The organism is Deferrisoma camini S3R1 (genome assembly GCF_000526155.1).
Taxonomy (GTDB): domain Bacteria; phylum Desulfobacterota; class Deferrisomatia; order Deferrisomatales; family Deferrisomataceae; genus Deferrisoma; species Deferrisoma camini.
This window is the reverse complement of sequence record NZ_JAFN01000001.1, coordinates 1364290-1390893: the sequence shown is the minus strand read 5'-3', so window position 1 is coordinate 1390893 and position 26604 is coordinate 1364290. Positions and strand designations below refer to the sequence as shown.

At 72.0% G+C, this 26604-nt stretch carries 21 protein-coding genes; 19 read left to right on the top strand and 2 right to left on the bottom strand.

Translation table 11 applies throughout. The features are described 5' to 3' along the window. Window positions 1-4 precede the first annotated feature (4 nt). From DEFCA_RS0106090 to DEFCA_RS0106030, 12 genes are all read left to right on the top strand, one after another. Window positions 5-1003 (top strand): cytochrome c biogenesis protein ResB, encoded by a 999-nt coding sequence (locus DEFCA_RS0106090; protein ID WP_025322144.1) that lies wholly within the window; start codon window positions 5-7, stop codon window positions 1001-1003. 196 nt (window positions 1004-1199) lie between these two features. Continuing rightward, window positions 1200-1634, top strand: coding sequence for a hypothetical protein (locus DEFCA_RS0106085; protein WP_025322143.1), 435 nt, complete (start codon window positions 1200-1202; stop codon window positions 1632-1634). A 168-nt stretch (window positions 1635-1802) separates the two neighbouring features. Then, on the top strand, window positions 1803-5381 hold the full coding sequence (smc, locus tag DEFCA_RS0106080) for a chromosome segregation protein SMC (RefSeq protein WP_025322142.1): 3579 nt from the start codon (window positions 1803-1805) through the stop codon (window positions 5379-5381). 342 nt (window positions 5382-5723) lie between these two features. Next, window positions 5724-6068, top strand: coding sequence for a hypothetical protein (locus tag DEFCA_RS0106075; protein ID WP_025322141.1), 345 nt, complete (start codon window positions 5724-5726; stop codon window positions 6066-6068). A gap of 40 nt (window positions 6069-6108) precedes the next feature. Then, window positions 6109-6927 (top strand): DUF169 domain-containing protein, encoded by an 819-nt coding sequence (locus DEFCA_RS0106070; RefSeq protein WP_025322140.1) that lies wholly within the window; start codon window positions 6109-6111, stop codon window positions 6925-6927. A 661-nt stretch (window positions 6928-7588) separates the two neighbouring features. Continuing rightward, a complete protein-coding gene (locus DEFCA_RS0106065) occupies window positions 7589-8935 on the top strand; it encodes an MFS transporter (RefSeq protein WP_169709467.1) in 1347 nt (448 codons plus the stop codon). A 153-nt stretch (window positions 8936-9088) separates the two neighbouring features. After that, window positions 9089-9511, top strand: a complete 423-nt coding sequence (locus DEFCA_RS0106055) for a MarR family winged helix-turn-helix transcriptional regulator (protein ID WP_025322138.1) — start codon at window positions 9089-9091, stop codon at window positions 9509-9511. Then, window positions 9504-10748, top strand: a complete 1245-nt coding sequence (locus DEFCA_RS0106050) for an MFS transporter (protein WP_025322137.1) — start codon at window positions 9504-9506, stop codon at window positions 10746-10748. Before DEFCA_RS0106055 ends, DEFCA_RS0106050 begins: the two co-directional genes overlap by 8 nt. Beyond that, window positions 10745-11668 (top strand): DMT family transporter, encoded by a 924-nt coding sequence (locus DEFCA_RS0106045; protein ID WP_025322136.1) that lies wholly within the window; start codon window positions 10745-10747, stop codon window positions 11666-11668. The genes DEFCA_RS0106050 and DEFCA_RS0106045 overlap by 4 nt, the downstream gene beginning before the upstream one ends. A gap of 110 nt (window positions 11669-11778) precedes the next feature. Further along, window positions 11779-12720: a ketopantoate reductase family protein gene (locus DEFCA_RS0106040; protein WP_025322135.1), complete on the top strand. Its 942-nt coding sequence runs from the start codon at window positions 11779-11781 to the stop codon at window positions 12718-12720. Window positions 12721-12774: 54 nt separating this feature from the next. Next, window positions 12775-13659, top strand: a complete 885-nt coding sequence (locus DEFCA_RS0106035) for an MBL fold metallo-hydrolase (RefSeq protein ID WP_025322134.1) — start codon at window positions 12775-12777, stop codon at window positions 13657-13659. A gap of 81 nt (window positions 13660-13740) precedes the next feature. Beyond that, entirely contained in the window at window positions 13741-14244 is a 504-nt protein-coding gene (locus DEFCA_RS0106030) for a chemotaxis protein CheX (RefSeq protein ID WP_025322133.1), read from the top strand. An 8-nt stretch (window positions 14245-14252) separates the two neighbouring features. Here the strand turns inward: DEFCA_RS0106030 and DEFCA_RS20350 are convergent, their stop codons facing one another. Continuing rightward, entirely contained in the window at window positions 14253-18431 is a 4179-nt protein-coding gene (locus DEFCA_RS20350; RefSeq protein ID WP_025322132.1) for an Ig-like domain-containing protein, read from the bottom strand. A gap of 275 nt (window positions 18432-18706) precedes the next feature. Next, window positions 18707-19609, bottom strand: a complete 903-nt coding sequence (locus DEFCA_RS0106020; RefSeq protein ID WP_025322131.1) for a protoglobin domain-containing protein — start codon at window positions 19607-19609, stop codon at window positions 18707-18709. A gap of 391 nt (window positions 19610-20000) precedes the next feature. On the opposite strand from DEFCA_RS0106020, the gene DEFCA_RS20345 reads away from it, so the two are divergent. The 7 genes from DEFCA_RS20345 (at window position 20001) to DEFCA_RS0105985 (ending at window position 26597) form a co-directional block, all read left to right on the top strand. Beyond that, window positions 20001-20495: a DUF2284 domain-containing protein gene (locus tag DEFCA_RS20345; protein ID WP_025322130.1), complete on the top strand. Its 495-nt coding sequence runs from the start codon at window positions 20001-20003 to the stop codon at window positions 20493-20495. Window positions 20496-20669: 174 nt separating this feature from the next. After that, complete coding sequence (locus DEFCA_RS0106010; RefSeq protein WP_245693442.1) at window positions 20670-21185, top strand: Lrp/AsnC family transcriptional regulator; 516 nt, start codon at window positions 20670-20672, stop codon at window positions 21183-21185. Between the two features lie 8 nt (window positions 21186-21193). After that, window positions 21194-22477, top strand: coding sequence for an aminomethyltransferase family protein (locus tag DEFCA_RS0106005; protein ID WP_051463313.1), 1284 nt, complete (start codon window positions 21194-21196; stop codon window positions 22475-22477). Further along, window positions 22474-22878 (top strand): glycine cleavage system protein GcvH, encoded by a 405-nt coding sequence (gcvH, locus tag DEFCA_RS0106000; RefSeq protein ID WP_025322127.1) that lies wholly within the window; start codon window positions 22474-22476, stop codon window positions 22876-22878. The genes DEFCA_RS0106005 and gcvH overlap by 4 nt, the downstream gene beginning before the upstream one ends. Then, window positions 22879-24192 (top strand): aminomethyl-transferring glycine dehydrogenase subunit GcvPA, encoded by a 1314-nt coding sequence (gene gcvPA, locus DEFCA_RS0105995; protein ID WP_025322126.1) that lies wholly within the window; start codon window positions 22879-22881, stop codon window positions 24190-24192. Then, complete coding sequence (gcvPB, locus tag DEFCA_RS0105990) at window positions 24189-25649, top strand: aminomethyl-transferring glycine dehydrogenase subunit GcvPB (RefSeq protein ID WP_025322125.1); 1461 nt, start codon at window positions 24189-24191, stop codon at window positions 25647-25649. The genes gcvPA and gcvPB overlap by 4 nt, the downstream gene beginning before the upstream one ends. Before the next feature lie 240 nt (window positions 25650-25889). After that, on the top strand, window positions 25890-26597 hold the full coding sequence (locus DEFCA_RS0105985; RefSeq protein WP_025322124.1) for a type 1 glutamine amidotransferase: 708 nt from the start codon (window positions 25890-25892) through the stop codon (window positions 26595-26597). The last annotated feature ends 7 nt before the right edge of the window (window positions 26598-26604 follow it).

The window sequence follows — 26604 nt, the reverse complement described above, 5'->3', positions numbered from 1 at the left end:
GAGCATGGGCATTCGAAGAGTGGGGCGAGCCGTGTGGGACCTGGCCGTGGCGCCGGGCACGTTCGTGGTGCTGAGCGTGCTGTGGTGCCTGGATCTGGCCGTCGGGTCCATCCTGGCCTACCGGGCCGATCCGCGGTTCTGGATGAAGATGGACGCCGTGCCGTTCAACGTGTGGCTGCGGGAGGCCGCGCCGGCCCAGTGGCCCGGCTCCTGGTGGGTGTACGGCCTGGTGGGCCTCACGTACCTGGTGGTGGCGAGCCTGCTGCTGTGCACCCTCAACTGGCTCTGGCGCCGCCGCCGGGGGTGGCGGGGGGCGGCCGAGGTGCTGGTTCACCTGGGGTTTCTGCTCATCTTCGCCGGGTTCGTGCTGGGCAGCGGGTTCGGCGCACGCGCCCAAGGGGTGCGGGTGGCGGTGGGGGGCGAGGCCGAGGTGCCCGACACCGGTTACCGCCTTCGGGTCGAGGCCGTGGACACCGTGGCCGGGCCCGACGGACGCCCCTGGGACGTCCAGACCCGGGTGAGCCTGTGGCGGGGAGGGGAAAAGGTGGCCGAGGGCGACGTGCGCACCAACCGCCCCCTGATCGCGGGCACCACCGTGGTCTACCCCCAAGGGGTCCAGACCGTGATCCGATCGGCCCGCATCGCCACCACCCGGGGGAGCGTGGAGGTGGCCGTGGGCGCCGAGGCCGAGGTGGCCCAGGGTGTGACGGTGGCCGTGCGGGGGGCCCTGAGCCCTGGGCAGCGTTGGGGGCCGTACTTCGGCCCGGGGGTGCTGGTGGAGGTGCGGGGCGGTCAAGGGGGCGGCGGCCGGGCGTTCCTGTCCCCGGGCATGGGGCCGGTGCGAGCCGGCGGCCTGGGCCTGCGCCTGGTGGACCTGGACCTGGAGCCCAACGGCGTCTACAACGTGCACCAGGACCCGGGGGTGTGGTTCGTGATGGTGGGGGCGGCCCTGCTGACCCTGGGAACCCTGTGGGCGGCCGCGGTGTACTTCGCGCGGATCTGACGTTCGGGTTGACGATTCGAGAGGATGCGGGTAAGCATTTGGGGGGCGCGTCCGGGGCTCCGCCAGGCCCCATGCCCCCCGAGCTTTGGCGCGGTTCGAGGGCCGCGCAGCCTAGCCGTCCACCGGGCCGAAGGCCCGACCGATGACCGTAGACCGATGACCGTAGACCGACGACCGAAGCTTCAAGGAGACCGCGATGACACACCTGGACAAGGGCAAGTTCGCGAAGAAGCACCCCCCCGAGCGCAGGCCGATCCCCGAGGTGACCGACGCCGTTCAGGAGCGGGCCGAGGGGAACGAGATCGGCTGCGCCGCCGCGTTCGAGATCGCCGCGGAGAAGAACGTGAGCCCCTCGGAGGTGGGCCTGGCGATCGACTGCCTCGAGGTGACGATCGTGAGGTGCCAACTGGGGCTGTTCGGGTACCCGCCCAAGCGCAGCATCGTGGAGCCGGCCGCTTCGGTGGACCCGGAGCTCGAGGCCGCGATCCGCTCCAGCCTGGTGGACGGCCGGCTCCCCTGCGCCAGCGCCTGGCGGATCGCCGGGGAGCGGGGCGTTTCGAAGATGGCGGTCTCCTCGGCGTGCGAGGCGCTCGGCATCAAGATCTCCTCGTGCCAGCTCGGCGCGTTCTGATCTGCGCGGCGCCCCGGCCCGGCCCGGCGGGGCCGGGCCGGGGGTGGGCACAATATCTTGTGCATGCGTCGGTGTGATCCACATTGGATTGTGTTTTTTCTTTACATCCCCCCCGGGTTTTCGTAGCATGCCGGCGTCACGAGTTCCCCTGACGCCGGACGGGCCCGGATGAAGCTCAAAAAGCTCGAACTCTGCGGCTTCAAGACCTTTCCCGAACCCACCCAGATCGTGTTCCACGACGGCATCACCGCCGTGGTGGGGCCCAACGGGTGCGGCAAGTCCAACATCATCGACGCCATCCGCTGGGTCATGGGCGAGACCAGCGCCAAGGGCCTGCGGGGCGACACCATGGCCGACGTGATCTTCGCCGGCAGCGACTCCCGAAAGCCCCTGGGCATGGCCGAGGTCACCCTCACCCTCACCGAGGTCGAGGGCGCCCTGCCGGACAAGTTCGGCCGGTATCACGAGGTGGCGATCACCCGCCGGCTCCACCGCTCGGGGGAGAGCGAGTACCTGATCAACAAGATCCCGTGCCGGCTCCGGGACATCATGGAGCTGTTCATGGACACCGGCGTGGGACGGCGCGCCTACTCGGTGGTGGAGCAGGGGCGGATCGACGCGATCCTGGCGGCCAAACCCGAGGAGCGGAGGTTTCTGATCGAGGAGGCCGCGGGCATCACCAAGTTCCGGTCCCGCAAGGAGGAGACCCAGCGCAAGATGGGGCACGTGCGCCAGAACCTGGAGCGGATCGGCGACGTGATCGGCGAGGTGCGCCGGGAGATGAACGCCCTGAAACGCCAGGCCGCCCGGGCGGAGGCGTTCCGCAGGGTGAGGGCCGAACGCCGGGAGGTGGAGCGCCACCTGCTGGTGCACCGGTGGCGGGAGCTCCGGGAGCAGGAGGCCGCCGCCGGGGCGCGGGTGACCGAGCTCGAGGGGCGCCTGGTGGAGGCCCACGCCGGCGTGAGCCGGGTCGAGGCCGAGGTGGAGCAGGCCAAGCTGGGCCTGCTCGATCGGGAGAAGGGCCTGGAGGGGGTGCAGAAGGCCGTGTACGAGGGCCGAAGCCGGATCGCCCAGGCCGAGGAGCGGGTCGCGTTCCTCCGGCGGGGCATCGACGAGCTGGCCGAGCGGGCCCGGGCCGCCGAGGCCGAGGCGGCCGACCTGGAGGGCCGGCAGGAGGAGCTGACCGGCGAGGCCGAGGCCGCCCGGGCCGAGCTGGCCGAGCTGGAGGCCAGCCTGGAGCGGCGGGACGGCACCCTGGAGACCTTGGAGGCCGAGCACGAGACGGTGCTGGAGGCCCAGCGGGAGGCCGAGCGGGCCCTGGAGGGCCGGCGGCGGGAGGCCCTGGATGTCCTGTCCGAGGTGACCCGGCTGGGCCACGGTCTGGACCACGCGGCGCGTCAGGAGGCGGACGCCCAGCGCCGGCTGTCCGAGTCGAACCGCACCGAGGCCGAGGCCCGGGAGCGGCTGGGGGAGGTGGAGGCGGAGATCGAGCTCCGGCGGGCCGAGCTGGCCCGGGCCGAGGCCGAGCGGGACGAGGCCCGGCAGGACCGGGAGCGTACGGAGGAGGCGCTGCGGGTCCTGCGCGGCCGCCGGGACGGGGCGGGCCGGAAGGCCGAGGAGCTGCGGCGCCGGCTGCACGCGGACGAGTCCCGGCTCCAGAGCCTGGAGCAGCTCAAGAACCGGTTCGAGTGGTACGCCGAGGGGGTCCGGGAGGTGCTGACCCAGGCCGCGGCCTCGGGTCGAAACGGGGTGCGCGGCGTGGTGGCCGACATCCTCACGGCCCCTCCCGAGTACGAGGCCGCCCTGGAGGCCGCCCTGGGGGAGCGGCTCCAGTACGTGATCGTGGAGGACCCGGACCGGGGGCTGGAGGCCGTGGCGCACCTCAAGGCGCGGCGGGTGGGCCGGTCGAGCTTCGCCCCGGTGGAGCTTCGGCCGGCGGCAGCGCCGGTGTTCCCGGCCTCGGGCGCGCCCGGGTCCCTGGGGCCGCTCCTGGATCTGGTGGAGGTGGCCGAGGGCTACGAGGCCTTCGCCCGGGGGCTGCTGGGTGACGTGTTCGTGGTGGAGACCCTGGAGCACGCCGTGGCCCTGTGGCGCCAGAACGGCATGCGGGCCACCCTGGTGACCCTGGAGGGGGACACCGTGACCCCCGAGGGGGTGATCTCGGGCGGGGTGAAGGCCGGGGAGCAGGCGGGCCTGCTGCGGAAGAACCGGGAGATCCGGGAGCTGCGCCGGTCGGTGCAGGAGCTGGGGGCGGCGCTGGAGGCGGCCGAGGCCGAGGTGGCGGAGCTGGACCGGGAGGCCGAGCGCCTGGCGGCCGAGCTGGAGGCGGCGCGGGAGGAGGCCCACCGCAGGGACCTGCAGGTGGTGCACCTGGGCCGCGACCTGGAACGGCTGGCCGACCGGCGGGACCGCCTGGTGGAGCGGTGCGAGGGCCTCGCGTTCGAGCGGGAGGAGCTGGCCGAGGCCGTGGAGACCTTCCGGTCGGAGCGCCAGCGGCTCGAGGCGGAGCGCCTGGATGCGGCCGAGCGGCACCGGCGGCTCGAGGAGCAGGTCGAGGCCCTGGAAGCCGAGGTGGAGGAGCTCCGGGAGCGGGCCCGCACCCTGGGCGCCCGGGTGACCCAGCAGAGGGTGCAGGAGGCTGCGGACCGCCAGCGCCGGGCCGGGCTCGTGGAGCGGATCCGCACCCTGGATGCCAGCCTCGACAACGTGGCCCGCAGGCGGGAGCGGCTCGCCCAGGAGGCCGAGCGCTGCCGTCGGGAGCGGGGCGAACGGGCGGAGGAGCTGCGCCAGGTGCTGGCCTTCCTGGACGTGGCCCGGCGGGAGCTGGAGACGGCCGAGGCCTCGGCCCGGGAGGTGGCCGACGCCCTGGATGCCGCCCGCACCCGGGTGGCCGAGGGCGAGAAGGCCCTGGCGGAGGCGCGCCGGCGGCTGGCCGAGGCGCAGGACGCCCACAACCGCGCGTCGCTGGAGCTCCGGGAGCGCGAGGTGGAGGTGCGGGGGCTGGCCGACCGGTTCCGTGAGAAGACCGGGGACGACATCGAACAGGCCGACCGGCAGGGGCTGCCGGAGGGGTTCGACCCGGCGGTCGCCCAGGACCGGCTCGCGGAGCTCGACCGCAAGATCGCCACCTTCGGGGAGGTGAACCTCCTGGCCATCGAGCAGTACGAGGAGCGCAAGGAGCGGTTCGAGTTCCTGGAGCGCCAGCGCCAGGACCTGGAGGGAAGCCTGGCGTCGCTCCAGGAGGCGATCCGGAAGATCGACCGCGAGAGCCGCAAGCGCTTCGGCGAGACCTTCGAGAGGGTGAGCCGGGCGTTCCGCGACCTGTACCCGAAGCTGTTCCGGGGCGGCGAGGCCGAGCTGGTGCTCACCGACCCGGACGACCTGCTCGCCACCGGCATCGACATCGTGGCCCGGCCGCCCGGAAAGCGGCCCCAGCACATCAGCCTGCTATCCGGCGGAGAGAAGGCCTTGACCGCCGTGGCCCTGATCTTCGCCATCTTCGAGGTGAAGCCGAGCCCGTTCTGCATCCTCGACGAGGTGGACGCGCCCCTGGACGAGGCGAACATCGGCCGGTTCACCCAGCTCCTCACCGAGCTCAAGGGCCGCTCCCAGTTCGTGATCATCACCCACAACCGCTCCACCATGGAGGCGGCGGACCACCTCTACGGGGTCACCATGCCCGAGGCCGGGGTGAGCCGGGTGCTGTCGGTGCGCCTGACCCCGGACGCCCCGGCCGAGGCGGCCTGATACCGAGTTGCGTTCGAACCGGGAGCCCTCGGGGACGGGGCAAGGGGCCAATGGCTTTGAACGCAACCCGGCGTGATGCCGATTTGCGATCAAGATGAGTTCATGGAGGGGCGATTTGGGGGCCGGTGGTCCTCGGCCGGAAAAGACGGCCTCGCCGAAGCCGCTACGGCTCGGTCCGCTGCGGCGCGTGAGAGCACGCGCCGCGGGCGCTCCCCTGCGCCGAGCGGCTTGAACGGCTCGGCCGTAGCGCTCCGGGCCAACGGCCCCCAAATCGCTGGCTTCGAATGCGACTTGGCATGAGAGGGCCGGGCCCGAGGGCCGTGGGGGAGGGAGAAGACTACGATGGACGAACCCACCCTTCGAAAATGGCACCGCCGCGTCGGAGTGGGGATCGGCGCGCTGGTGCTCCTCCAGGCGGTGAGCGGGCTGTTTCTGAGCATCGAGTGGCTGCTGGGGTTCCACGCGAGGGTGGGGGCCCTGATCGACGCGAGCCGGGTTCCCGAGAGCCTGAAGATGTGGGACTGGCTGTTCGTGAACGTGCACTACGGCGGCGGCCCGCTCGGCGCGATCTACCACACGGCGCTCGCCTTGGGGCTGATCTGGCTGGTGATCACCGGGTTCTCCATCAACGACCGGGTGCGGCAGCGGCTGCGTCGTAGGCACGAGAAGCGCGCGGCCGGACCGTGAGGCGGGCCGGCCGCCCCCCTCGAACACGGGAGGTGTGAGGATGGACGAACGGGTCCGATCGTTCCTGGAGGCCGTGGAGACCGCGGTGCGGCCGACGACCCGGCCGGTGGGGGTGAAGCTCGCGGCTCCCGGAGAGACGCCGCCCCCCAAGGCCCGGCGGCCCCTCCAGGACCTGAAGCGGCGGCTCACCGTGTGCCAGGGCATGACCGCGGCCCGGACCCTGGGCTGGACGATGGTGTTCGCGGCCGAGGACCACGGCTGCCCCTTGCCCAAGGTGTTCATGGGCTACGTGGATGCCGAGCGCTTCCTGGACGGCACCGTGGCGGGATACTACCAGTCCGATCCAGAGTGCGGCCGGGCCATGGAGGCCGCGTACCCGCGCTGGCCCGCAGGCCGATACCCCGGCATCTGGTTGGCCCCCCTGGATCGGTGCCCGTTCCGGCCGGACCTGGCCGTGGTCTACGGCAACCCCGCCCAGATCCTCACCCTGATCCAGGGGGCGAACTACGGCAAGGGCACCGGCATCCGCTCGGTGAGCTCGGGGCGGCTCGGGTGCGCCACGTGGTTGGCGGGGGTGGTGCAGTCGGGCGAGAGCACCTACCTGGTTCCCGGCCCGGGCGAGCGGGTGTTCGCCGGCACCCAGGACCACGAGATGTCGTTCGCGGTGCCGTATGCGGAGCTCGAACGGGTAGCCGAGGGGCTCGAGTACGTGCGCAGCGCCGGAGCGTTCCGATATCCGGTGCCGAACCTGGCGGCCCTGAACGAGCCCAGGATGCCGGAGAAGTACTACGAGCTGGAGGAGCCGCCCCCCGGGGAAGCATCGTCAGCCCCCTCCGAGGACCTACAACGGGACGAGTAACGTCCGTTGGTCCGGGGCGTTGCCGCCGAAGGGCAAGGGGCCCGCATTTCAGGAATCAGGAGTCGGTGGACAGAATACAGGGGAGAATCGCTCCTATAGCTCTTCTGTCTACTGTCCTCTGAACCCTGGCCCCTGATACGGCCACGACCGGCGCTCCACCAAGCCCCTTGCCCTCCGGGCCGGTGAGGTGGCGCCAAAGGGGCGTGGTCGTGCTCGGAACGCTGGGAGATCAAGGAGGTTTTCAGTCCTTCTAGCCTTCTGGCCTCCTAGCCTTCCAGCCTTCTAGCGGGCCGAAGGCCCCGACCGAAGACCGTCGACCGACGACCGCAGACCGAAGTTACTGGAAAGGCCCCCCTGCCCTCCGGCCCCGGAGTCGTGGGCCTCACCCCCCATGCCCCCTCGACACGATGGTCCGCTCGATTCCGTTTGAAACGGCAAAACCATTTTTGTGTTGACGAGAAGTTTGTATGCGGAATATTTTGGGCCATCGTCTACCGATCCCCCTTCGGGACCGGGCAGCAAGGGTAGAGGATCGAGGTGGGAGCCGCACGCGCCTCTCCACCAGGCCCCCCCTCGACTCCGAGTCGAGCTTTCGACCAGCGACCAACGACTGACGACCGACGACCGAAGTTACATGGAGGTTGCCGGAACGGAGGACGGGGTGACGGAGTCGGCGACAGGTGCGCAGGGGGCGGCCGTGGGGGCCGGTGGGCGACGGATCCACCGGGGTTGGATCGTCCTCGGCAGCGTGGTGTTCGTGCTGTTCGCCCTGGGGGCCCTGCGGTTCTCGTACGGCGTGCTGTTCCGGCCCATGCTCGAGGAGTTCGGGTGGACCCGGGCCGCGGGCTCCTGGGCGTACTCGGTGAACATGGTCTTCTTCGCCCTCACCCTGCCGGTCTCGGGCCTGCTGTACGATCGGGTGGGGCCCCGACGGCTCCTGGGGGTGTTCGGGGCCGCGCTGGTGGTCGGCGTGATCCTCTCGTCGTACGGGCACTCCCTGTGGCAGCTCGTGCTGGGGTACGGCGTCCTGGCTGGCGTGGGGTTCGGGGGGCTGGGGCCCACGCTGCTCGCCACCGTGGTGGGGCGCTGGTTCGCCTCGCGCACGGGCACCCTGATGTCGCTGGGGTTCGCCGGAATCGCTGCCGGCCAGCTGGCGCTCCTCACCCCCGTGGCCTGGGCCACCGAGGTCTTGGGCTGGCGGTGGGCCCTGCGGGGGCTGGGGTTGCTCACGGCGGTGGCCGTGGGAGCGGCCTGGGTCCTGGTCCGCGACCGCCCCGAGGACCTGGGCCTGTCCCGGGTGGGGAGCAGGCCCCACCCGGAACCCTCGGCCCCGGGCCGGGCCGAGCCCGCGGAGCTGGCCGCCGGAGCCGCCATGGCGAGCCGGGGGTTCTGGGTGATCTGCGCGGTGTTCGCGGTGTGCGGGTTCACGGACTTCCTGGTGGACCTCCACGTGGTGCCCCTGCTCCTGGACCGGGGCGGGTCACTCCTCGGGGGAGGGACCGTGAAGGCCGTGATGGGGGCGGCGTCGTTCTTCGGGGTGCTTCTGTCGGGTTGGCTCTCGGACCGCGTGGACGAGCGCGTCCCCCTTGCGGCCTCGTTCGCCCTGCGGGTGGCGATCTTCGCAGGGGTGCTCGTGCTTCCGGGGCTGGGGGCGGCCGTGGGGTTCGCGGTGCTGTACGGCTTTTCGTTCATGGCGTCGGCGCCCATCACCGCGGTGCTCGTGCGCAACCGCTACGGCGTGGAGCGCATCGCCCTCCTCACCGGGGTGGTGATCCTGGTCCATCACGCGTCGGGTGGACTGGGCGCGTTCGTAGGGGGCGCGGCCTTCGACCGGTTCGGCTCCTACCGAGCGGTGCTGGCCTTGGCCTTGGGGCTGTCGGCGGCAGCCGCCGTGCTGAGCCTGGCGATCCCACGCCACCGGCCTTGGACCCGGCAACAAAACAGGCTCGCTTTTCCCGGAGGGAGGGGCAAGGAGCATGCCTCCGGCCGCGCGCGAAGCCGGGCATGAGATTCGCCGCGCAGGCTCGGGGCACCGGCGGTGGTTTCATGGCGATCCTACCGGAGACGAACGGTTTCACGGTGCGAGCGTTCGACGCGCTGCGCGGCGGGCTAAGGAGCCGCCCGACCGCCTAGCTTCCCAGCCGAAAAAAGGGGCACGCTCATGCGACTGGAGGAATGCCTGTGCTTCGCCCTGGGCAAGGCCACCCGGGCCATGGCCCGGGCCTACCGGGAGCGGCTGGAGCCCCTGGGGATCACCCAGCCCCAGTTCTTCCTGCTGATCGCCCTGTTCGACGGCGATGGGGTCACGGTGTCGGAGCTCGGGGCCCGGGTGGCCATGGACAAGTCCACCCTCACCGGGATCCTGGACCGCCTGGAGCGGGACGGGCTGGTGGAGCGGGTCGAGAACCCCTCGGATGGGCGGTCGTTCGTGGTGCGGCTCACGGCCCGGGCCCGGGAGCTGGAGGCCCGCCTCCGGGCCGTGTACGAGGAGACGAACGCGACCTTCCTCTCCCGGCTCACGCCCGAGGAGAGGCGGGTGGTCCAGCAGGTGGTAGCCAAGCTGGAGGAGGACGCCCATGGGTGATCGGCGCCTGCACTACGGGTGGATCGTCATCGGGACCGGGCTCCTGGTCACCATCGGGGCCCACGGGTTCGGCCGCATGTCTTACACCCTGATCCTGCCGGCCATGAAGGACGGCTTGGGGTTCACCTACACCCAGCTGGGGCTCCTCGAGATGGGCAACTTCGTGGGGTACCTGGTCATGGCCCTGGTGGGCGGGGTGCTGGCGGCGCGGTTCGGGCCCCGGCGGGTGATCGCCGCGGCCCTGGTGCTGATGGCCCTGACCCTGGCCGGCATGGGGGCGGCCCGGGCGTTCGGGTTCGCCCTGGCCATGCGCACCCTGACGGGGCTCGGCAACGGCGCGGCCTACGTGCCGGCCATGGCCCTGGGCGCGGCCTGGTTCTCGGTGCGGCTGCGGGGCCTGGCCACCGGCATCGTGACCGCGGGTATCGGGGCCGGCACCATGATCGCGGGGTTGGTGGTGCCCCCGATCCTCCGGGCCGGGGGGGCCGAGGGGTGGCGCACCGCATGGTTCGTGCTGGGCGCGGCCGTGCTCGGCATCGCGGCCGTGGCGGCCGCCCTGCTGCGCACCAGCCCCGGCGAGATGGGCCTGGCGCCGATCGGGGCCGTGTCGGCGGAGGAGGCCCCCCCGGCCAGGGCCGGCCGGCCGGCGCCGTTCCAGTGGGGGCAGGTGTACCGTCAGGGCCGGGTGTGGTACCTGGGGCTGGTGTACTTCATGTACGGGTTCTCGTACATCATCTACGTGACCTTCTTCGTGGCCTACCTGGTGAAGCAGCGCGGCCTCGGCCCGGGCGAGGCCGGGGGGCTCTGGGCCCTGGTGGGGGGGCTGAGCACCTTCTGCGGGCTGCTGTGGGGAGGCATCTCGGACCGGATCGGCCGCCCCCGAGCCACGGCGTTGGCCTACGCGGTGCTCGCCTTCGCCTACGGGGTGTACGCGGTGAGCTCCGGCCGACCGGGGCTGTACCTGTCGGCCGTGGTGTTCGGGGTGACGGCCTGGAGCGTGCCCACCATAACGGCCGCCGCGGCCGGCGATTACGTGGGCCCGCGGCTGGCGCCGGCGTGCCTGGGGTTCATCACCCTGTTCTTCGGCATCGGCCAGGCCCTGGGGCCGGCCGTGGGCGGGGCGGTGGCGGACCACACCGGCGGGTTCGTGGGGGCGTTCTGGCTGGCGGCGGCCGTTTCCGTGGTGGGGGCGGTGCTGTCGCTGGGGCTTCCCCGCGCCTCTGCGGACGAGCCATGACCCCGGCACACCGTCGCCAGCTCCCCTGGGGCCCGGTGGCCATCCTGATCGTCCTGTCCCTGATCTGGGGCGCGAACATGGCCGCGATCAAGATCGCGGGCCGCGACCTCGCCCCCCTGTTCATGGCCGGCGTACGCTCGGCCGTGGCCTCCGTGTGCCTGTGGGGCTGGATGGCCCTGGCAGGGATCCCGTCGTTCCCGAGCCGGGTCGCCCTGGGCCACGGGTTGGCGGTGGGCCTCATGTTCGGCGCCGAGTTCGCCGCGATCTATTTCGGGCTGAACTTTACGTACGCCTCCCGGGCCTACGTGTTCCTCTACACCCAGCCGTTCTTCACGGCCCTGGGGGCCCACTACCTTCTCCGGCACGACCCCATGAACCGCCGCAAGGCCTTGGGCCTGGTGCTGGCGTTCGCCGGCGTGGTGGTCCTGTTCGGCAAGGACTGGGGCGAGGTGACCCTGCGCACCCTGCCCGGGGACCTGATGCTCCTGGGTGCCGGCGCCCTGTGGGGCGCCACCACCCTGTACATCAAGCGGTTCCTGACTCCGGTGGCCGTGCCCCTGCAGACCCTGTTCTACCAGGTGGCGTTCTCGGCGCCGTTCCTGTTTTTGTTGAGCCTCCTGTGGGAGCCCCAGCCGGTGCGCGGGGTGTCTGCCGCAGGGCTCTGGGCCCTGGCCTACCAGTGCATCGTGGTGGCGTTCCTGAGCTACCTGGTGTGGTTCGAGCTGGTGCAGCGCTACCCCGTGAGCCTGCTGGCCGGGTTCACGTTCTTCACGCCGGTGTTCGGGGTGCTGGTGAGCGGGGCCCTGATCCTGAAGGAGCCCCTCACGGCCGGGGTGTTCCTGGCCCTGGGGCTGGTGAGCGCCGGCATGATCCTGGTGAACCGCCCGGGCCAGGAGGCCGAGCGCGTCGTCGATTCCTGAACCCCCCAAGCTTCGGCGCGGCTCGAGAGCCGCCCAGCGGGCCGAAGGCCCGAGACCGACGACCGTTAACCGTAGACCGACGACCGAAGTTACTGGAAAGGAGCGTGTCCATGGCGGTTCGAAGACCAGCGGTGGTGGGGGTGGGGGCCACGGGCGCGGTTCTCGCGGCCGCCCTGGCGGAGACGGCGCCCGACGCGGTTTGCGTGGTCTCCCGGCCGGAAACGGCGGAGGCCCTGCGGCGCGACGGCATCCGGGTGAGCGGGGCGGTCGAGAAACGGGTGCGGGTGCGCAATGTGGCCGTGGGGGTGGCGGAGCTGGCCCGGCACGGGCCCGACGCCGTGTTCCTGTGCACCAAGACCTACAGCCTGCCCCGGGTGCTCTCGGAGCTGGCGGCCGTGCTGCCGGCCGGGGTTCCCGTGGTGAGCTGCCAGAACGGTCTGGGCACCGAGGACGACGTGGCCGAGGCGTTCGGAAAGGCCAACGCGTTTCGCATGGTGCTCAACTACGGCTGCGCCCGGCAGGGGCCGGGCGAGGTGCGGGTGGCGTTCTTCAACCCCCCGAACCACCTGGGCCCGGTGCTGCCCGAGGGCGCCGACGTGGCCCGGGAGCTCGCGGAACGGCTCTCCGGGGGCGGCCTGGCCACCGAGGCGGTGGAGGACGTGGGGCGGTTCGTGTGGAGGAAGATGGTCATGAAGTGCACCATGGCGTCGATCTGCGCCCTGGCCGACCTGACCCTGCGCGAGGCCCTCACGCTGCCGGCCAGCCGGCGGGTGGCGGACGCGTGCTTCCGCGAGGTGCTGGCCGTGGCCCGGGCCCTGGGCTACGACCTGGGCGAGGAGTACCTCTCCCAGGCCGTGGCCTACCTGGAGAAGGCCGGGGTCCACAAGGACTCCATGTGCCACGACCTCGAGGCCGGCCGGCCCACCGAGATCGAGTACCTGGGCGGGCGGGTCGTGGCCTACGCGGAGCGGTTGGGCATCCCCGTGCCCCACTACGCCACCCTCACCGACATGGTCCGGGCCCTGGAGGCCAAGCGCCTTGGTGGTGCGTGAGGCGGCCTGGGCCCAAGGCACAACCAAAGGCCTTACGATCGGAGGTGATCCCCCGTGAAACGGCTGTGCGAGAGCATCTGGGAGCTGGGGCATCCCCTGTTCAACGCGTACCTGGTGCGGGGCGCGGACCGGGTGGCCCTGGTCGAGGTGGGCATCTCGGCCGTGGCCCCCCGGCTGGTCGGCGAGCTGGAAGCCCTGGGCGTGGCTCCGGACCTGCTCGTGGTGACCCACCCCCACACCGACCACCTGAGCGGTCTGGGGGCCCTGCGGGAGCGGTTCCCCGGGGCCGAGGTGGTCGTGGGGCCGGGCGCGCCGGGGTTCGTGGCGCACCCCAAGGCCGCGGCCGGGTTCGTGGCGGAGGACCGGTACATGGCCGAGGCCCTGGCTTCGCGGGGGGAGGCGGTGGCCCGCCCCGCGCTCGGGGGGCCGCCGGACCTGTCCGGGGCGCGGGAGGTGGGGGAGGGGGCCCGGATCGACCTGGGCGGGCTGACCCTGGAGCTGTGGGTGGCAGGGGGCCATGCCCCCGGCAACCTGGTGGCCGGCGTGCCGGAACGGGGCGCCCTGTTCGTGTCGGACTGCCTGGGCTTTCGGTACGGCCGCGGCGGGTTCATGCCCCTGTACTTCACCGGGTACGGGCCGTACCAGGACACCCTGGAGCGGATCCGGGCCTGGGGCCCCGAGGTGCTGGGCCTCGGGCACCTGGGCGCCCTGACCGGGCCAGCCGCCCGCGAGGCGGTGGCAGCGGCCCGGGCCGCTGCCGAGGCCCTGCGGGAGCGGGTGCTCGCCCACCGGGGCTCGGACGAGGACCTGGCGCAGCGCCTTTTCGCCCAGGTGTACCGGGACGAGCTCACCTGCTACAGCCCGACGAACATCCGGATGTGCGTGGGGCTCCTGATCCGGCGGAGCCGGGAGGCCGAGACCCCCGGCCGCCCCGCCTGAGCCGGCCGAGCTCCCTCAAGTCCCGCCCCCCGCGACCCGAAACGGGCTGGGAGACGCCAACCTGTTTCGGGAGCGATGTCCATGAAAGAGTTCTCGATCGAGGTGGATCCCCACCTCCTGGACGCCGTGGTTCGCAGCACCAAGGCCGGTTTCCAGATGGCCGGGCTCGACCCCCGGCCGGTGGGCTGGTCCACGGTGGGCCCCAGGGGCCAGGAGATCGCCGTGGTGGTGGGGCTGGTGGGCCGCCGGAACGGCACCGTGACCCTGCACCTCTCCCGGGAGGGAGTGCTCTTCCTGGCCCGGCAGTTCCTGGGGGCCGAGGTGGACGGGTACAGCGCCGACGTGTTCGACGCGGCCGCCGAGATCACCAACATCATCGCGGGCCGGATCAAGGGGGAGCTGAGCGGCGATCGCTACGGCATCACCCACATCTCCTGCCCCTCGATGATCGTGGGCGCCGATTACCAGGTGTACTCGTTCCGCGGGTTCCAGACGGTGTCCGTGGAGTTCGAGCTCGAGGGCCTCCCGATCGTGTTCGCAAAGGAGCGGCTGTTCTCCACCACGATCCGCCTGAGCAAGGCCTGATCGCCGGCTCACTCCCGTCCCGTCCCCCGGCGCGCCGCCGGGGCGGGCGGGCTCTCGGGAGCCGCCTCGATCCAGAACGGCTCGGAGGGGAGGGGGGGACCCACCACGCTGCCGATCCCCAGCCGGATGAACTCCACCTGGGAGACCAGGGGATCCACGGCAGCGGCGTCGGGGGCCGTGTCCACCGTGACCAGGACGTCGACGGCCCGCGGCGTGGCCGCCCCCTGCCGGTCGTAGCCGGGCTCGAGGCGGTAGCTCCAGCCGGAAGCGACGAACGCGGATCCCTGGTCGCTCCACACGGCGGGGGGCCCCAGCGGCCGGTCGACGCCGGGGTCGTACACTCCCTTGGTCCCCTCGTCTTCGTACAGGTGGATCCGCTCCACGCCGTCCGCCGGAGCCACCCCGGACACCTGCACCCCGGTCACCAGCACCGAACCGTAGTCCACGGTCCAGGTCATCTGCTGGATCTCGTGATCCCGGGCTCCGGGATCGGCCCGGCCCCCCAGCCCTGCGGCGGAGCCGGCCGTGACGGTGAGCAGACTGTCCAGCGTGATCGTGGTGTACCGGGCCACGGCCACGCCCTCGCGCGAAAAGCGCAGCTCGCCGGCGGTGCTCTGACCGTCGGCCCCCTCCCAGCGCCTCGATCGAATGTCGTAGGCCCACTCCTGCTTGTCCGAGCCCATGGAGTCGTCCGGATCCGGCCAGTCGTCCTCCTCCTTCATCCAGCCCAGCACCCAGAACTTCCGTCGGTTGTCCATCTGGAACTCGACCGTCTTGTGGATGCCTTTTTCGTGGCCCTCTTCCAGTTTGGCCAGATAACCGTCCTCCGGGTCGTCGATCGTGTAGGTGCGCCCGTCCTCGGTCTCGATCCAGAACTTCCAGTACAGTTCGCTCTTGTTGCCGGCGTCTTCGTTCCGGACCAGCCTCACGGCCTCCATGGTCACCCGGACCGTGGAGTTACCGTCGTCCGTGGTCGCGGTCACCGGCACCCCCGCGGAGTAGGCGCGGTCGGCGTCGAAGCAGTACAGCCGGTAGAAGTAGGTGGTGTCCGGCTCCACGTCCTCGTCCGAGAACGTGGCGTTGTCGCCCACGTAGACGACCTTGGCGTCGTCGATGTACCCGCCCACCTCGTGGGACGCCCCGTCGATGGGCCGGGTGACCACCGGAGCCTCGTCCCTCAGGACGAGCACCCCCTCGACCCGATCGTCGCCGGGCACGGCCCACGAGACCTGGATCCAGGCTCTCGCTTCGTCGGCCTCCACCCGGGTGTTCGCGGCGGTGGGGTCGGGGAGCGGGCCGGGGCCGGTGGTGGCCGATCGCGACGCGGACGGCCCGTAGCCGTGGGACGCGTCGTAGGGGAAGAGCCGGTAGTGGTAGGTGGTCCTCCGGTTCAGGCCGGGGTCCTCGACCGAGCCGTCCGCGCCCGAGTAGACCACCACGGCGTCGCCCACCACGTCGCCGAGGGCGTACGTCTCGCCGTTCACCGGCCGGGACCGCACGGGGGCGTTGGCCTGGCGAAGGACGAGGACCCCCGCGTACTCGTCCGGGATCTCCCACGAAAGGAGCACCGCGTCGTCCGGGTCCTCCCCCACCACCGCTGTGAAGTCCGTGGGGGAGGGGTTGGGGACGTTCGGGTACGCGTCGTCACTGTCGGACACCCCGTCGCCGTCGGTGTCGGCGTTTCGGGGGTCGGTCTCGATCGACCGCTCGGCAGGGTCGTCCAGACCGTCCCCGTCGTAGTCCCCGGCGTGGAGGGGATTGGGGTAGACGGTCCGGGCGAGGACCGGGACCCACCACCCCGTCTTGAGCTCGTCGTAGTCCGAGATGCCGTCCCCGTCCGTGTCCACCTGGGTGTCGTCGGTGCCGTACAGGTACTCCTCGCGGGTGAACAGGCCGTCACCGTCCACGTCGGTGAGGTACGCCACCTGGATCCAGTCGCCGGCCTTCAGGACGATGTCGCGGAAGGCGGCCGAGCCCCCCGGCCGGACCGAGGGGCTCGAAGTGAGCACGAACCAGAACCCCTCCTGCCGGGACCGGGTCTCCAGGCCCCGGATGCTCCTCACGGCGCCGGCGTCGAACTGTTCGAAGGGGATGCCCAAGTAGTCGAACACCTCGCCTAGGGTGACCCCCGCGAAGGCCCTGGGCCCGGTGTGGACGAGGTTGGTGGCCACCATGTAGCGCTCGAGCGGCCGCCCCCCGCGCCCCTGGTAGTCGATCGCCACGAGCGCGGTCTGGGAGACGGTCTGCTCGGTCTTGTAGGTGAAGCTGCGGTTGTTCTCGTCGGTGAGGGCGATGCTGGACACCTCGAACAGCACCGAGCCGGCGTTGAGCAGCACCTCGCGGGCCTGGGCCACGGTCAGGTCCCGCTCTCCCGTGGACACGAAGATCTCGCCGCTCACGTCGCCGGGCCCCAGGGTCAGCTCCCCCACCAGCTCCGGCCGGACCGCCGCCACCACCCGGTAGGCCCCCGGCCGGCTCCAGTCGGGGACCTTCACGTTGACCACCAGGGACCGGATCGTCACCGACACCCCGCCGGTGTTCTCGAGCTTGATCCCCCCGGTCACCCGGCCCCCGGTCGTGCGCACGGTGCTGCTCCTGGCGTAGTCCTCGTACTCCTCCACCGCCCGGGCCGCGGCCCGGGACTTGTCCTGGCTCCACGACTGGCTGCGCTCGTTCATCGTGCCCTGGGACCACGAGAGCTTGCCCGAGACCTCGAGCGTGCCCCTCGGCACGCCCAGGTTCGTGATGTCGCCCAGGTTGATCCCGACGGTCGTCGCGATCTCCTGCGAGTTCCGGGTGGTGCGCTGGTTGGTGAGGGAGTCGGTCTGTCCCATGGTCACCGACTCCGTCACGGTCTGGGCGATCCGGGTGCCGAAGCTCCTCTCGTCCGTGGTGCCCACATCGGTCACCATGTACACGGCCGGCGGGGTGGAATAGGTCACCGTGATCCGGGGCAGGTCGGCCACGAGGGGGTCGTACCGTTCCCCCCGCACGTACAGCTCCTGGTAGTCGTCCAGGTCGTCGCCGTCCGTGTCGGCCAGCACCGGCGAGGTGCCGAAGGTGCCGACCTCGAGCCCGTCGTCCAGGCCGTCCCGGTCCGTGTCCCGGGCGAGGGGATCGCTGTAGGTCCGGTTGAGCTCCTCCCAGTCCTCGACCCCGTCGCCGTCCGTGTCCGGCAGGCGCGGATCGAGCAGGTAGGTCCACTCCTCGCGGTCGGTGACGCCGTCGCCGTCCGTGTCCGCGGCCTCGGGGTCTGCGTTCACCTCCCGCTGCGTCGGCTCACCGTCCGCCCCGCGCACGGTGACGAGCCAGCCCCGCTGTTCGACCGAGTCGGGCACCCCGTCCAGGTCCTCGTCGGTGAGGTCGCCGGGCCCCGGCGGCATTCCCGCGAACCGCACCGTGCTCGGCACGACGAACATCTCCGGCGGCGCCAGGGGGTTTCCCGCCAGGTCCTGGATGCCGGTCACCGTCAGGGTGTACTCGAGGTCCGACTGCGACCACGTCGTGAGGCGGTCCGTCGTGCGGCCGGGCAGGATCAGGGTGGCGCTGCGCACCATCACGACCGCCCGGGCCGACCGCCGGCCGGCGGAAGGGGGCAGGGGCGCCGAGATCCGGTAGTGGGAGGGGTTCTCCGCACCCTCCATCCCACCCCGCACCGCCTCGCTGAACGTGACCAGCACCTCGGTGTTGCCGGTGGCCACGGCGCTCACCAGCCTCGGCCCCTCGCCGTCCGGGGCTCCGGCCCCGCGGAAGGTGGCGCGGCAGCGAACCGGATCCACCGGTTGGCCGGCGAGGTCGAGAACCACGCCGTCCCGCTCGTCGATTCGGCCGTCCCCGTTCCGGTCCCACCCCGCCGCCTCGACCTGGTACTCGAGCCCCGGCACCTGCCTGCCGGTCCCCAGGCGTACCGCCGTGCCCCCGTCCACCAGGACGGCGCCGGTGATCGTCAGTTCCGGTGTGACCGAGAAGTTGGCGGCGTCGGCCGCACAGGGGTTCAGTGCCTCGTCGAAGACGACCAGGACCTCCTCGGGGGAGAGGGCCTCGGCGCGCAGGACCCGTGGGGCTGCGTCGTCCGCCGCCGGGCCGGATCCGGTCCCCCCGGCGGTTCCCCCGCACCCCGACGCGGCGAGGAGCAGCGCCGTCCAGAGCCAGAACCCGCGTCTTGCCGCGATCCGCGCCGTCCACATGGTGCCCTCCCGGTCCCGGAGGGGGTTCCGGCGACCCCTGGGGACCGGGAGGGGACGCCGCTGCGAGGGGGGTTGCTGCGCTCGTCCCCACCGAAGGGAAGGCGGGCGGCTAGAGAGAAGAGGGGTGCACCCTGTCGCGAACCCTAGCTCTTAGGGTGTATGGAAAGGGTTGTGGGGTAGGTTTTTGGTGCAGATACCAGCTTCGGCCCCCTGTGTCAAGGCCGAAACGTCGGACCGAAGACATCGAACCGGCGGTTCCCCGCCGGGCCGGGGGGTCAGTCCGCGCCTTCCTGGCGATCCGTCCGGGCCATCAGGAAGAACAGGGCCCCGAGGACGAGCAGGCTCGCCAGGATCAGGCCGAAGTCCACGGGGTCGGACTTCTCCAGGGCCGCCACGAACAGCTTTCGGATGAACGCCACCAGGGCCAGCTCCAGGAACACCCTCAGGGTAAACCGGCCTCCCCGGAGGTAGCGCACCTCGGCGTGGAGCAGCTCAATCATCATCCACAGGATGAGGAGCGAACCCAGGGCCTTGACCACCCCCACGTCGAGCCGGCCCCCGGGCACCTGGATCACGTCCGACACGAACAGGGCGGCGATGGCCCCGGTCATGGCCACGAGCCCCACCACCAGGAGCAGGTTCAGCCCGTGGGTCAGCCGCTCGACCCAGCGGATCAGGGCCGTCTCGGTGCGCTTCGACAGGAACACCCGGCGCAGCTCCTCCTCGCGGTACGCCTCGGTCATGACGTCGAGATTCAGGTCGAGGAGCTTGTCCAGGGTGGCCGTGAGGGCCCGAGCCTCGTCGGGGTCGGCCGCCAGGGCGGCCACCCGCTCGTGGCAGTAGCCGCGCACGAAGCTCATGGCGGCGCTCACGTAGTGGCCGGGCAGCCCGATGTCCAGGTGGGTCTTGCCGGCCCGGTGGAGACGCTTCAGGTGGTGCTCGTCCAGGGGGTCGGTCAGAAGGGCCTGGAACCAGGTTCGGCTGATGGCCTTGCGCCTCCGCACCGCCTCCTCGGTGGGGAAGAACGACAGGGTGTAGGGGTCGGAGGCCATGTAGCCGAACAGCGCCTCCGCGAACCGGTCGGCCTCGGGGAGGAGCAGGGCGCGCAGCCGCTCCCGGTTGGCCTCGTCGGCCGGTCCGTACCGGTAGTGGTCGAGCATCTTCTCCACGGGCTCCATGGGTCCTCCTCCGGTTTCCGGGCCGCCGGGTGGAATCGTCCGGCCCCCAGGCGAAGCGGGCGCGTCTCTCCGACGGCCGGCCGCCGGGGCCCCGATTCGGGCAAGCTACCCTCGGCGGCCGCGGCGGGTCAATCCAGCCGGGGGCCGGCCGGGGCGCCGGCCTTGTGCGGCCGCCGGGCCCGATGCTACAAGGAGGTCTGGGCCTTCGGCCCGTTGGGTCTCGTGCGGTGCAGCGCCTGCCGCGTCGGGACCGCGAAGTGCCGTTGCACGGAGCCGTGATGGAACCAACCCCCGTGTCTCTTGCCCGCGCGGCGAACCCCCTGGCCGGCCTCGCTCGCACCCTGCTGGCGCCGAGTTGCGGGAGCCCGGTGGTGGCCCCGGGGAGGTGGGGATGAGGGGCGACGCCGCGGAGGTCCTGGCGGAGCGGGCGCTCGAGCTGGGGGCCCTGGGGGTGTGGCCGGCCGATCCGGCCCGGATCCCGGTGCGTGCCTGGGTGCGGTTCCACTGCCGGTACGGCTGCCCGGACCACGGCCGGTGGCTCACCTGCCCGCCCCACGCGCCGGAGCTGGAGTTGACCGAGCGGATGCTCTCGGAGTACCGGAGCGGCCTGTGGGTGGCTGCGGCCGACCACCCCGGGGTGAACCGGGTGCTGCGGGAGTTGCGGTCCGAGGCGTTCCGGGCCGGCCACTGGAAGGCCGCCGCCCTGGGCGCCGGCCATTGCGACCTGTGCGAGGCGTGCGACACCCGGGCGTGCCGCCATCCGACCGGAGCGTTCCCCTCGCTCGAGGCCTGCGGGGTGGCGGTGCTCGAGGCCCTGGAGCGCCACGGCATCGATCCCCGGCCGGGCGGCCGGTTCCTGTGCTTCGGGGTGCTCCTGCTCGGCTGAGGAGCGGCTCCGCCGGGCGGCGAATCCCTTTCTCCCCTTGCAAATGAGCTTTTTAGCTCCTGCCAGCCATCTCACCGATTTTTTCATCATTTTTCGGATCGATCATTGACGGATCCCGAAGACGTGCTAGCCTGACACCGAACGCTTCCCTGCCGCCCCATCGGGAGGATCGCGGTGTCCGCACGAGAGCCCACCTTCCCCCCCACCGCAGCCTCGGCCCGCAAGCCCACCCCCGGTCCCCGCGACATCCACGTGGACGAGCTCGCCCTCGCGATCGTCCGCCACCTGAGGGACGGCCGGAAGTCGTTCCGGGAGATCGCCGCCGCGCTCGGGGTCACCGAGAACACGGTGCGCGCCCGTGTGCGCCGCATGGAGCGGGCCGGCATCCTGGAGATCACGGGCACGGTGGACCCCTACACCGTCCCCAACCACTTCCTGGTGCTGGTGGGGGTCAAGCTCAAGACGGTGAGGCTGGTCGAGAAGGCCGAGGAGTTCGGACGGCTGAGGGGGGTCGTGTCGGTGGCCGTGGTGACCGGCCAGTACGACCTGATCCTCACGGTGCTCCTCAACGACGAGCTGACGATCAAGCGGTTCTACACCGAGGAGGTGGCCAAGATCCCAGACATCCAGTCCACCGAGACCTGGGTGGTGTACCACCACGTGCGGGGCCGGGTCCCCTACGTGCTGTGAGGGCGGCCGTGGCCCGGCACACGGTTCTCGGGCAGTGGCACCGCCGGCACGGCGCGAACCCGGCCGAGTTCGCCGGGTACGAGATGCCCCTGTGGTACCCGGCCGGGGCCCGGGCCGAGCACCTGGCTGTGCTCACGGCCGTGGGCGTGTTCGACACGAGCCACATGGCCGTGCTGACCGTGTCGGGCCCGGGGGCCTTCGGGCTGCTCCAGCGCTGCCACACCCGGGACCTCGGGGCGCTCCTTCCCCCCGCAGACCCCCCGCGGTGCACCTACGGCGTCTTTCTGGACGCCCGGGGCCACGTGGTGGACGACGCCGTGGTCTACGGCCTCTCCCCGGACCGGTTCCTGGTGGTGGTGAACGCGGGCATGGGCCCCCGGGTGGCCGCCCACCTGGCGGCCCACGCGCCCGGGCCGGGGGCTGGGATCGCGGACCTCACGGACCGGCTGGGCAAGATCGACGTGCAGGGCCCCGGTGCGGCGCGGGTGCTCGAGCCCCTCCTGGCCGACCCCGACCGGGCGTTCCAGGACCTGGGCTACTTCCGGTTCCGGGGGCACTTCGACCCCAAGGCCCCGGAGGCCGGGCAGGTGCGGTGGCACGACGGCACCCCGGTCCTCCTGTCGCGCACCGGCTATACCGGCGAGTTCGGGTTCGAGCTCTACGTGGAGGCGCGCCGGGCGCCGACGATCTGGGCCGACCTCGTGGAGGCAGGGGAGGGCCGGGGGCTCCTCCCCTGCGGGCTGGCGGCCCGGGACAGCCTGCGCACCGGGGCGGTCCTTCCCCTGGCGCACCAGGACCTCGGCGACTGGCCCTTCGTGCGAAACCCCTGGACCCGCGTCCTGCCGCTGGGGCCAGGGGGCACCGGCTACACCAAGGAGTTCCTGGGCCGGGCGGCGATCGAGGCGGCCGTGGACGCGGCGTGGACCCTGCCCTTTGCCGGGTTCGACCCGCGGAAGGTCCCTTCCGGGGCCTCGGTGCGCAGCGGATCGGGCCGGGAGCTCGGCACCGTGCTCACCTGCGCCACCGACATGGGCATCGACCGGGTCGAGGGACGGATCGTGAGCGTGGCGAGCCCCAACCGTCCCGCCGGGTTCACCCCCCGGGGGCTTTGCTGCGGGTTCGTCCGGGTGGGCGAGCCCCTGCCGCCCGGCACCCGGGTCGAGCTCCGGCACGGCCGGCGCTCGATCCCCGTGGAGATCGTCTCCGACATCCGCCCCGACCGCACGGCCCGGGTCCCCATCGGGGCGATGCGGACCCGTCGGTCGGCCTCGAGCCAGGAGGAACCGCGATGAAGACGCTCGACGAGCTCATCCTGCCCCACGACCTCCGGTACACCCGCGACCACGAGTGGGCCCGGGTCGAGGGAGACCTCGTGCGGGTGGGCATCACCGACTACGCCCAGGACCAGCTGGGCGACGTGGTCTATGTGGAGCTGCCCGAGCCCGGCCAGACCTTCGCCCGGGGGGAGGCGTTCGGCACCGTGGAGTCGGTGAAGGCCGTCTCAGAGCTCTACCTTCCGGTGGGCGGCGAGATCGTCGAGGTGAACGCCGGGCTCTCCGAAGCGCCCCAGCTCGTGAACGAGAGCCCCTACGACCGCGGGTGGATGGTGGTGGTGCGGCCCTCCGACCCGGCGGAGATCAAGGGGCTCCTGGACGTGGAAGCCTACCGGGAGCACCTGAAGGGGATCGAGTAGATGCGCTACCTCCCCCACACCCAAGCCGAGATCGCCGAGATGCTCCGGGTGGTCGGGGCCGAGCGCCTCGAGGACCTGTTCGCCGCCGTGCCGGCCGACTGCCGGCTGGACCGGCCCCTGGACCTTCCGGAGCCCCTGTCCGAGCCGGAGCTCCTGTGCCACGCGGCCGGGCTGGCCGGACCGGCGCCGGCCCACCGCGTGTTCCTGGGGGCCGGGGCCTACGACCACCACGTGCCGGCCGCCATTCCCCCCCTGTTCTCCCGGGCCGAGTTCCTCACCGCCTACACCCCGTACCAGCCCGAGGTGAGCCAGGGCACGCTCCAGGCGATCTACGAGTACCAGACCCTGGTGAGCCGGCTCCTGGGCATGGAGATCTCCAACGCCTCGGTGTACGACGGCGCCTCGGCTCTGGCCGAGGCCCTGCTCCTGGCCATCCGGGTCACCCGCCGGCACCGGGTGGCCCTGTCGCGGGCCGTGCATCCGGCCTACCGGCAGGTGGTTCGCACCTACCTGGAGCCCGGGGGGTACGAGATCGTGGAGTTGCCGTGGGGGGGCGACGGCCGCACGGACCTGTCGGGCCTGGACGCCGAGGGGGACCTGGCCGCCGTGGCGGTCCAGTCCCCGAACTTCTTCGGGTGCATCGAGGACCTGGAGGCGGCCTGCGGGGCAGCCAGGGCCCGCGGGGGGCTTGCTGTGGTGACCTTCACCGAGGCCCTGGCCTACGGGCTCCTGCGGAGCCCCGGGGCCTGCGGGGCCGACCTGGCCTGCGGCGAGGGCCAGAGCCTGGGGCTGCCCCTGTCGTTCGGGGGGCCCTACCTGGGCATCTTCACGGCGCGCCGGAGGTTCCTGCGCCAGATGCCGGGCCGGCTGGTGGGCCGCACCGAGGACCGCGACGGCCGGCCCGGGTTCGTGATCACCCTGGCGACCCGCGAGCAGCACATCCGCCGCGAGAAGGCCACCTCCAACATCTGCTCGAACCAGAACCTGTGCGCCCTGACCGCGGCCGCCTACCTGGCCCTGCTCGGAAAGGCCGGCATCCGGGAGCTGGCGCGCTTGAACCGCGACAAGGCCGAGTACCTGAAGGCGGGTCTCGTGCGGGCCGGCGCGGAGGTGCCGTTTGCGGCCCCCTCCTTCCACGAGTTCGTCGTGCGCCTGCCCCCCGGCGCCCCCGAGCGGCTCCGCGACCGGGGGTTCGTGCCGGGGCTCCCCCTGGGTCCCCTGTTTCCCGAGCTCGAGGGCGCCCACCTGGTGTGCGTCACCGAGACCAAGAGCCGGGAGGACCTGGACGCGTTCCTCGAGGAGGTCGGGCCATGACCGCACGGGTCGGAACCACCGGGCTGGTGTTCGAGGAGCCCCCGATCTGGGAGCGAAGCCGGCCGGGCCGCACCGGCTTCTCCCTGCCCCGGCGCGACGTGCCCGAGGCGGCCTTTCCGCCGGGGCTCGAGGGGGAGGCCCCGGACCTTCCCGAGCTCACCGAGGCGGACGTGGTGCGCCACTTCACCCGGCTGTCCCAGTGGAACGTGTCGGTGGACACCACGACCTACCCGCTGGGCTCGTGCACCATGAAGTACAACCCCCGGCTCCACGAGGCCGTCGTGGCCCTGGAGGGGCTTCGGGCCGCCCACCCGCTGCTTCCCCCCGCCCTCGCCCAGGGCCCCCTACGCATCCTTCACGAGACCGAGCGGTTCCTGGCCGAGATCACCGGCATGGACGCCGTGAGCCTGCAGCCCGCTGCCGGCGCCCAGGGGGAGCTGACGGGCATCCTTGTGATCCGGGCTTTCCTGGCCCGGAGGGGCGAGCGCCGAACCAAGATCCTGGTCCCCGACACGGCCCACGGCACCAACCCGGCCAGCGCGGCCCTGTGCGGCCTCCGGCCGGTGCCGGTGGCCTCGGGGCCCGACGGCGTGCTCGAGCCCGCGGCGGTCGAGGCCGTGATGGACGAGGACGTGGCCGGCATCATGGTCACCAACCCGAACACCCTGGGGCTGTTCGAGGAGAGCCTGAAGGAGGTGGCCCGGATCGTGCACGCAAAGGGGGGCCTGGTGTACTGCGACGGGGCCAACCTGAACGCGCTGATGGGCGTCGTGCGCATGGGCGACCTGGGGGTGGACGCCATGCACCTGAACCTCCACAAGACCTTCTCGGCGCCCCACGGCGGCGGGGGGCCCGGGTCCGGGCCCCTGTGCGTGCGGGCCCCCCTCGAGCCGTTCCTGCCGGTGCCCCGCATCGTGGAGCGGCCGGACGGCTCCCTGGACCTGGACCACGACCGGCCCCTGTCGGTGGGCCGGGTCCACGCCTTCTACGGCAACTTCGGGGTGATCGTGCGGGCCTGGGCCTACATCCGCTCGATGGGGGCCGAGGGGCTCCGGCGGGCGAGCGAGCTCGCCGTGCTCAACGCCAACTACGTGAAGGAGCGCCTCAAGGACGTGCTCCACCTCCCCTACGACCGGCCGTGCCTCCACGAGTGCGTGTTCACCGACCGGAACCAGACCCCCCGCAAGGTCACCGCGCTCGACATGGCCAAGCGGCTCATCGACTACGGGTACCACCCCCCCACGATCTACTTTCCCCTGGTGGTGCGCGGCGCCCTCATGATCGAGCCCACCGAGACCGAGTCCAAGGCCGACCTGGACGGGTTCATCGAGGCCCTGCGGGCCATCGCGGCCGAGGCCGAGGAGAACCCCCAGGTCCTGCACGACGCTCCGGTGCGGGCCAAGCGCCGGCGCCTCGACGAGGCCGCCGCCGCCCGCTCCCCCCGCCTGACCGGGTGAGGTCGCACCCAACGAACAGAGTTCAAGCTGGGGTAGGTCGGGAGGCGGGTGGCTTGCGGTATGTTTGTGACAAAAGCGTATCAATTTGTAGTGGTCGGGACGGTTCTGTAGTGATGGGGCCGGAGCCGGGACGGCGAACTCCCCGCGCACCGGGCGGTTCCGGCTCGGCTCCCGTGGCACGGGGGTTGCTGGTGGGCATTGGGCCGGACAGCTGCTGGTTTCGTGGTCAGGGGAGCTCCGATGGAAACCGTCTACATTCTCCAACACGTGTGGTGCGAACCCCCGGGGCGGATCGAGGCGGCGGTGCGGGCGGCAGGGGTGCGGCCGCGGCTCGTCCGGGTCTACGCCGGAGACCCGGTGCCGCCCCGCATGGGAGATGCGGCCGGGCTCGTGGTGATGGGCGGGCCCATGGGCGTGTACGAGCACGAGGCGCACCCCTTCCTGCGCAAGGAGCTGCGGCTGATCGAGGACGCCCTGCACCTCGGACGACCGGTGCTCGGCACCTGCCTGGGGAGCCAGCTCCTTGCCGCGGCGTTGGGAGCGTCGGTCCGGCCAGGGGCCCGGAAGGAGATCGGGTGGCACGAGGTGCGCCTCAGCGACGAGGCCCGGACGGACGCCTTGCTGGCAGGCCTGCCCCCCTCGTTCACCGCCCTGCACTGGCACGGCGACGTGTTCGATCTGCCGGCCGGAGCCGTGCGATTGGCCTCGTCCAAGCTCACCGAGAACCAGGCTTTCCGCTACGGCAGCAGTGCCTACGGGTTCCTGTTCCACATGGAGATCACCGAAGCGATCCTCCGGGACTGGATCTCGGAGTTCGGGGGGGAGATGCAGGCGGCCGGGGTGACCGAGGACGCGGTGCTCGGAGCGGATGCCGCCGCGCATCTGGACCGGCTCGCTTGCCTGGGAGACACGGTGTACCGGCGGTGGGCCGGTCTGGTGCGCCCATAGCTCGGAG

Coding starts and splice junctions, on each gene's coding strand:
- DEFCA_RS0105985 (WP_025322124.1), top strand. CDS start 25,890: ATGGAAACCGTCTACATTCTCCAACACGTGTGGTGCGAACCCCCGGGG.
- gcvH (WP_025322127.1), top strand. CDS start 22,474: ATGAAGACGCTCGACGAGCTCATCCTGCCCCACGACCTCCGGTACACC.
- gcvPA (WP_025322126.1), top strand. CDS start 22,879: ATGCGCTACCTCCCCCACACCCAAGCCGAGATCGCCGAGATGCTCCGG.
- DEFCA_RS0106045 (WP_025322136.1), top strand. CDS start 10,745: ATGACCCCGGCACACCGTCGCCAGCTCCCCTGGGGCCCGGTGGCCATC.
- DEFCA_RS0106020 (WP_025322131.1), bottom strand. CDS start 19,609: ATGGAGCCCGTGGAGAAGATGCTCGACCACTACCGGTACGGACCGGCC.
- gcvPB (WP_025322125.1), top strand. CDS start 24,189: ATGACCGCACGGGTCGGAACCACCGGGCTGGTGTTCGAGGAGCCCCCG.
- DEFCA_RS0106070 (WP_025322140.1), top strand. CDS start 6,109: ATGGACGAACGGGTCCGATCGTTCCTGGAGGCCGTGGAGACCGCGGTG.
- DEFCA_RS0106050 (WP_025322137.1), top strand. CDS start 9,504: ATGGGTGATCGGCGCCTGCACTACGGGTGGATCGTCATCGGGACCGGG.
- DEFCA_RS20350 (WP_025322132.1), bottom strand. CDS start 18,431: ATGTGGACGGCGCGGATCGCGGCAAGACGCGGGTTCTGGCTCTGGACG.
- DEFCA_RS20345 (WP_025322130.1), top strand. CDS start 20,001: ATGAGGGGCGACGCCGCGGAGGTCCTGGCGGAGCGGGCGCTCGAGCTG.
- DEFCA_RS0106055 (WP_025322138.1), top strand. CDS start 9,089: ATGCGACTGGAGGAATGCCTGTGCTTCGCCCTGGGCAAGGCCACCCGG.
- DEFCA_RS0106085 (WP_025322143.1), top strand. CDS start 1,200: ATGACACACCTGGACAAGGGCAAGTTCGCGAAGAAGCACCCCCCCGAG.
- DEFCA_RS0106075 (WP_025322141.1), top strand. CDS start 5,724: ATGGACGAACCCACCCTTCGAAAATGGCACCGCCGCGTCGGAGTGGGG.
- DEFCA_RS0106040 (WP_025322135.1), top strand. CDS start 11,779: ATGGCGGTTCGAAGACCAGCGGTGGTGGGGGTGGGGGCCACGGGCGCG.
- smc (WP_025322142.1), top strand. CDS start 1,803: ATGAAGCTCAAAAAGCTCGAACTCTGCGGCTTCAAGACCTTTCCCGAA.
- DEFCA_RS0106090 (WP_025322144.1), top strand. CDS start 5: ATGGGCATTCGAAGAGTGGGGCGAGCCGTGTGGGACCTGGCCGTGGCG.
- DEFCA_RS0106030 (WP_025322133.1), top strand. CDS start 13,741: ATGAAAGAGTTCTCGATCGAGGTGGATCCCCACCTCCTGGACGCCGTG.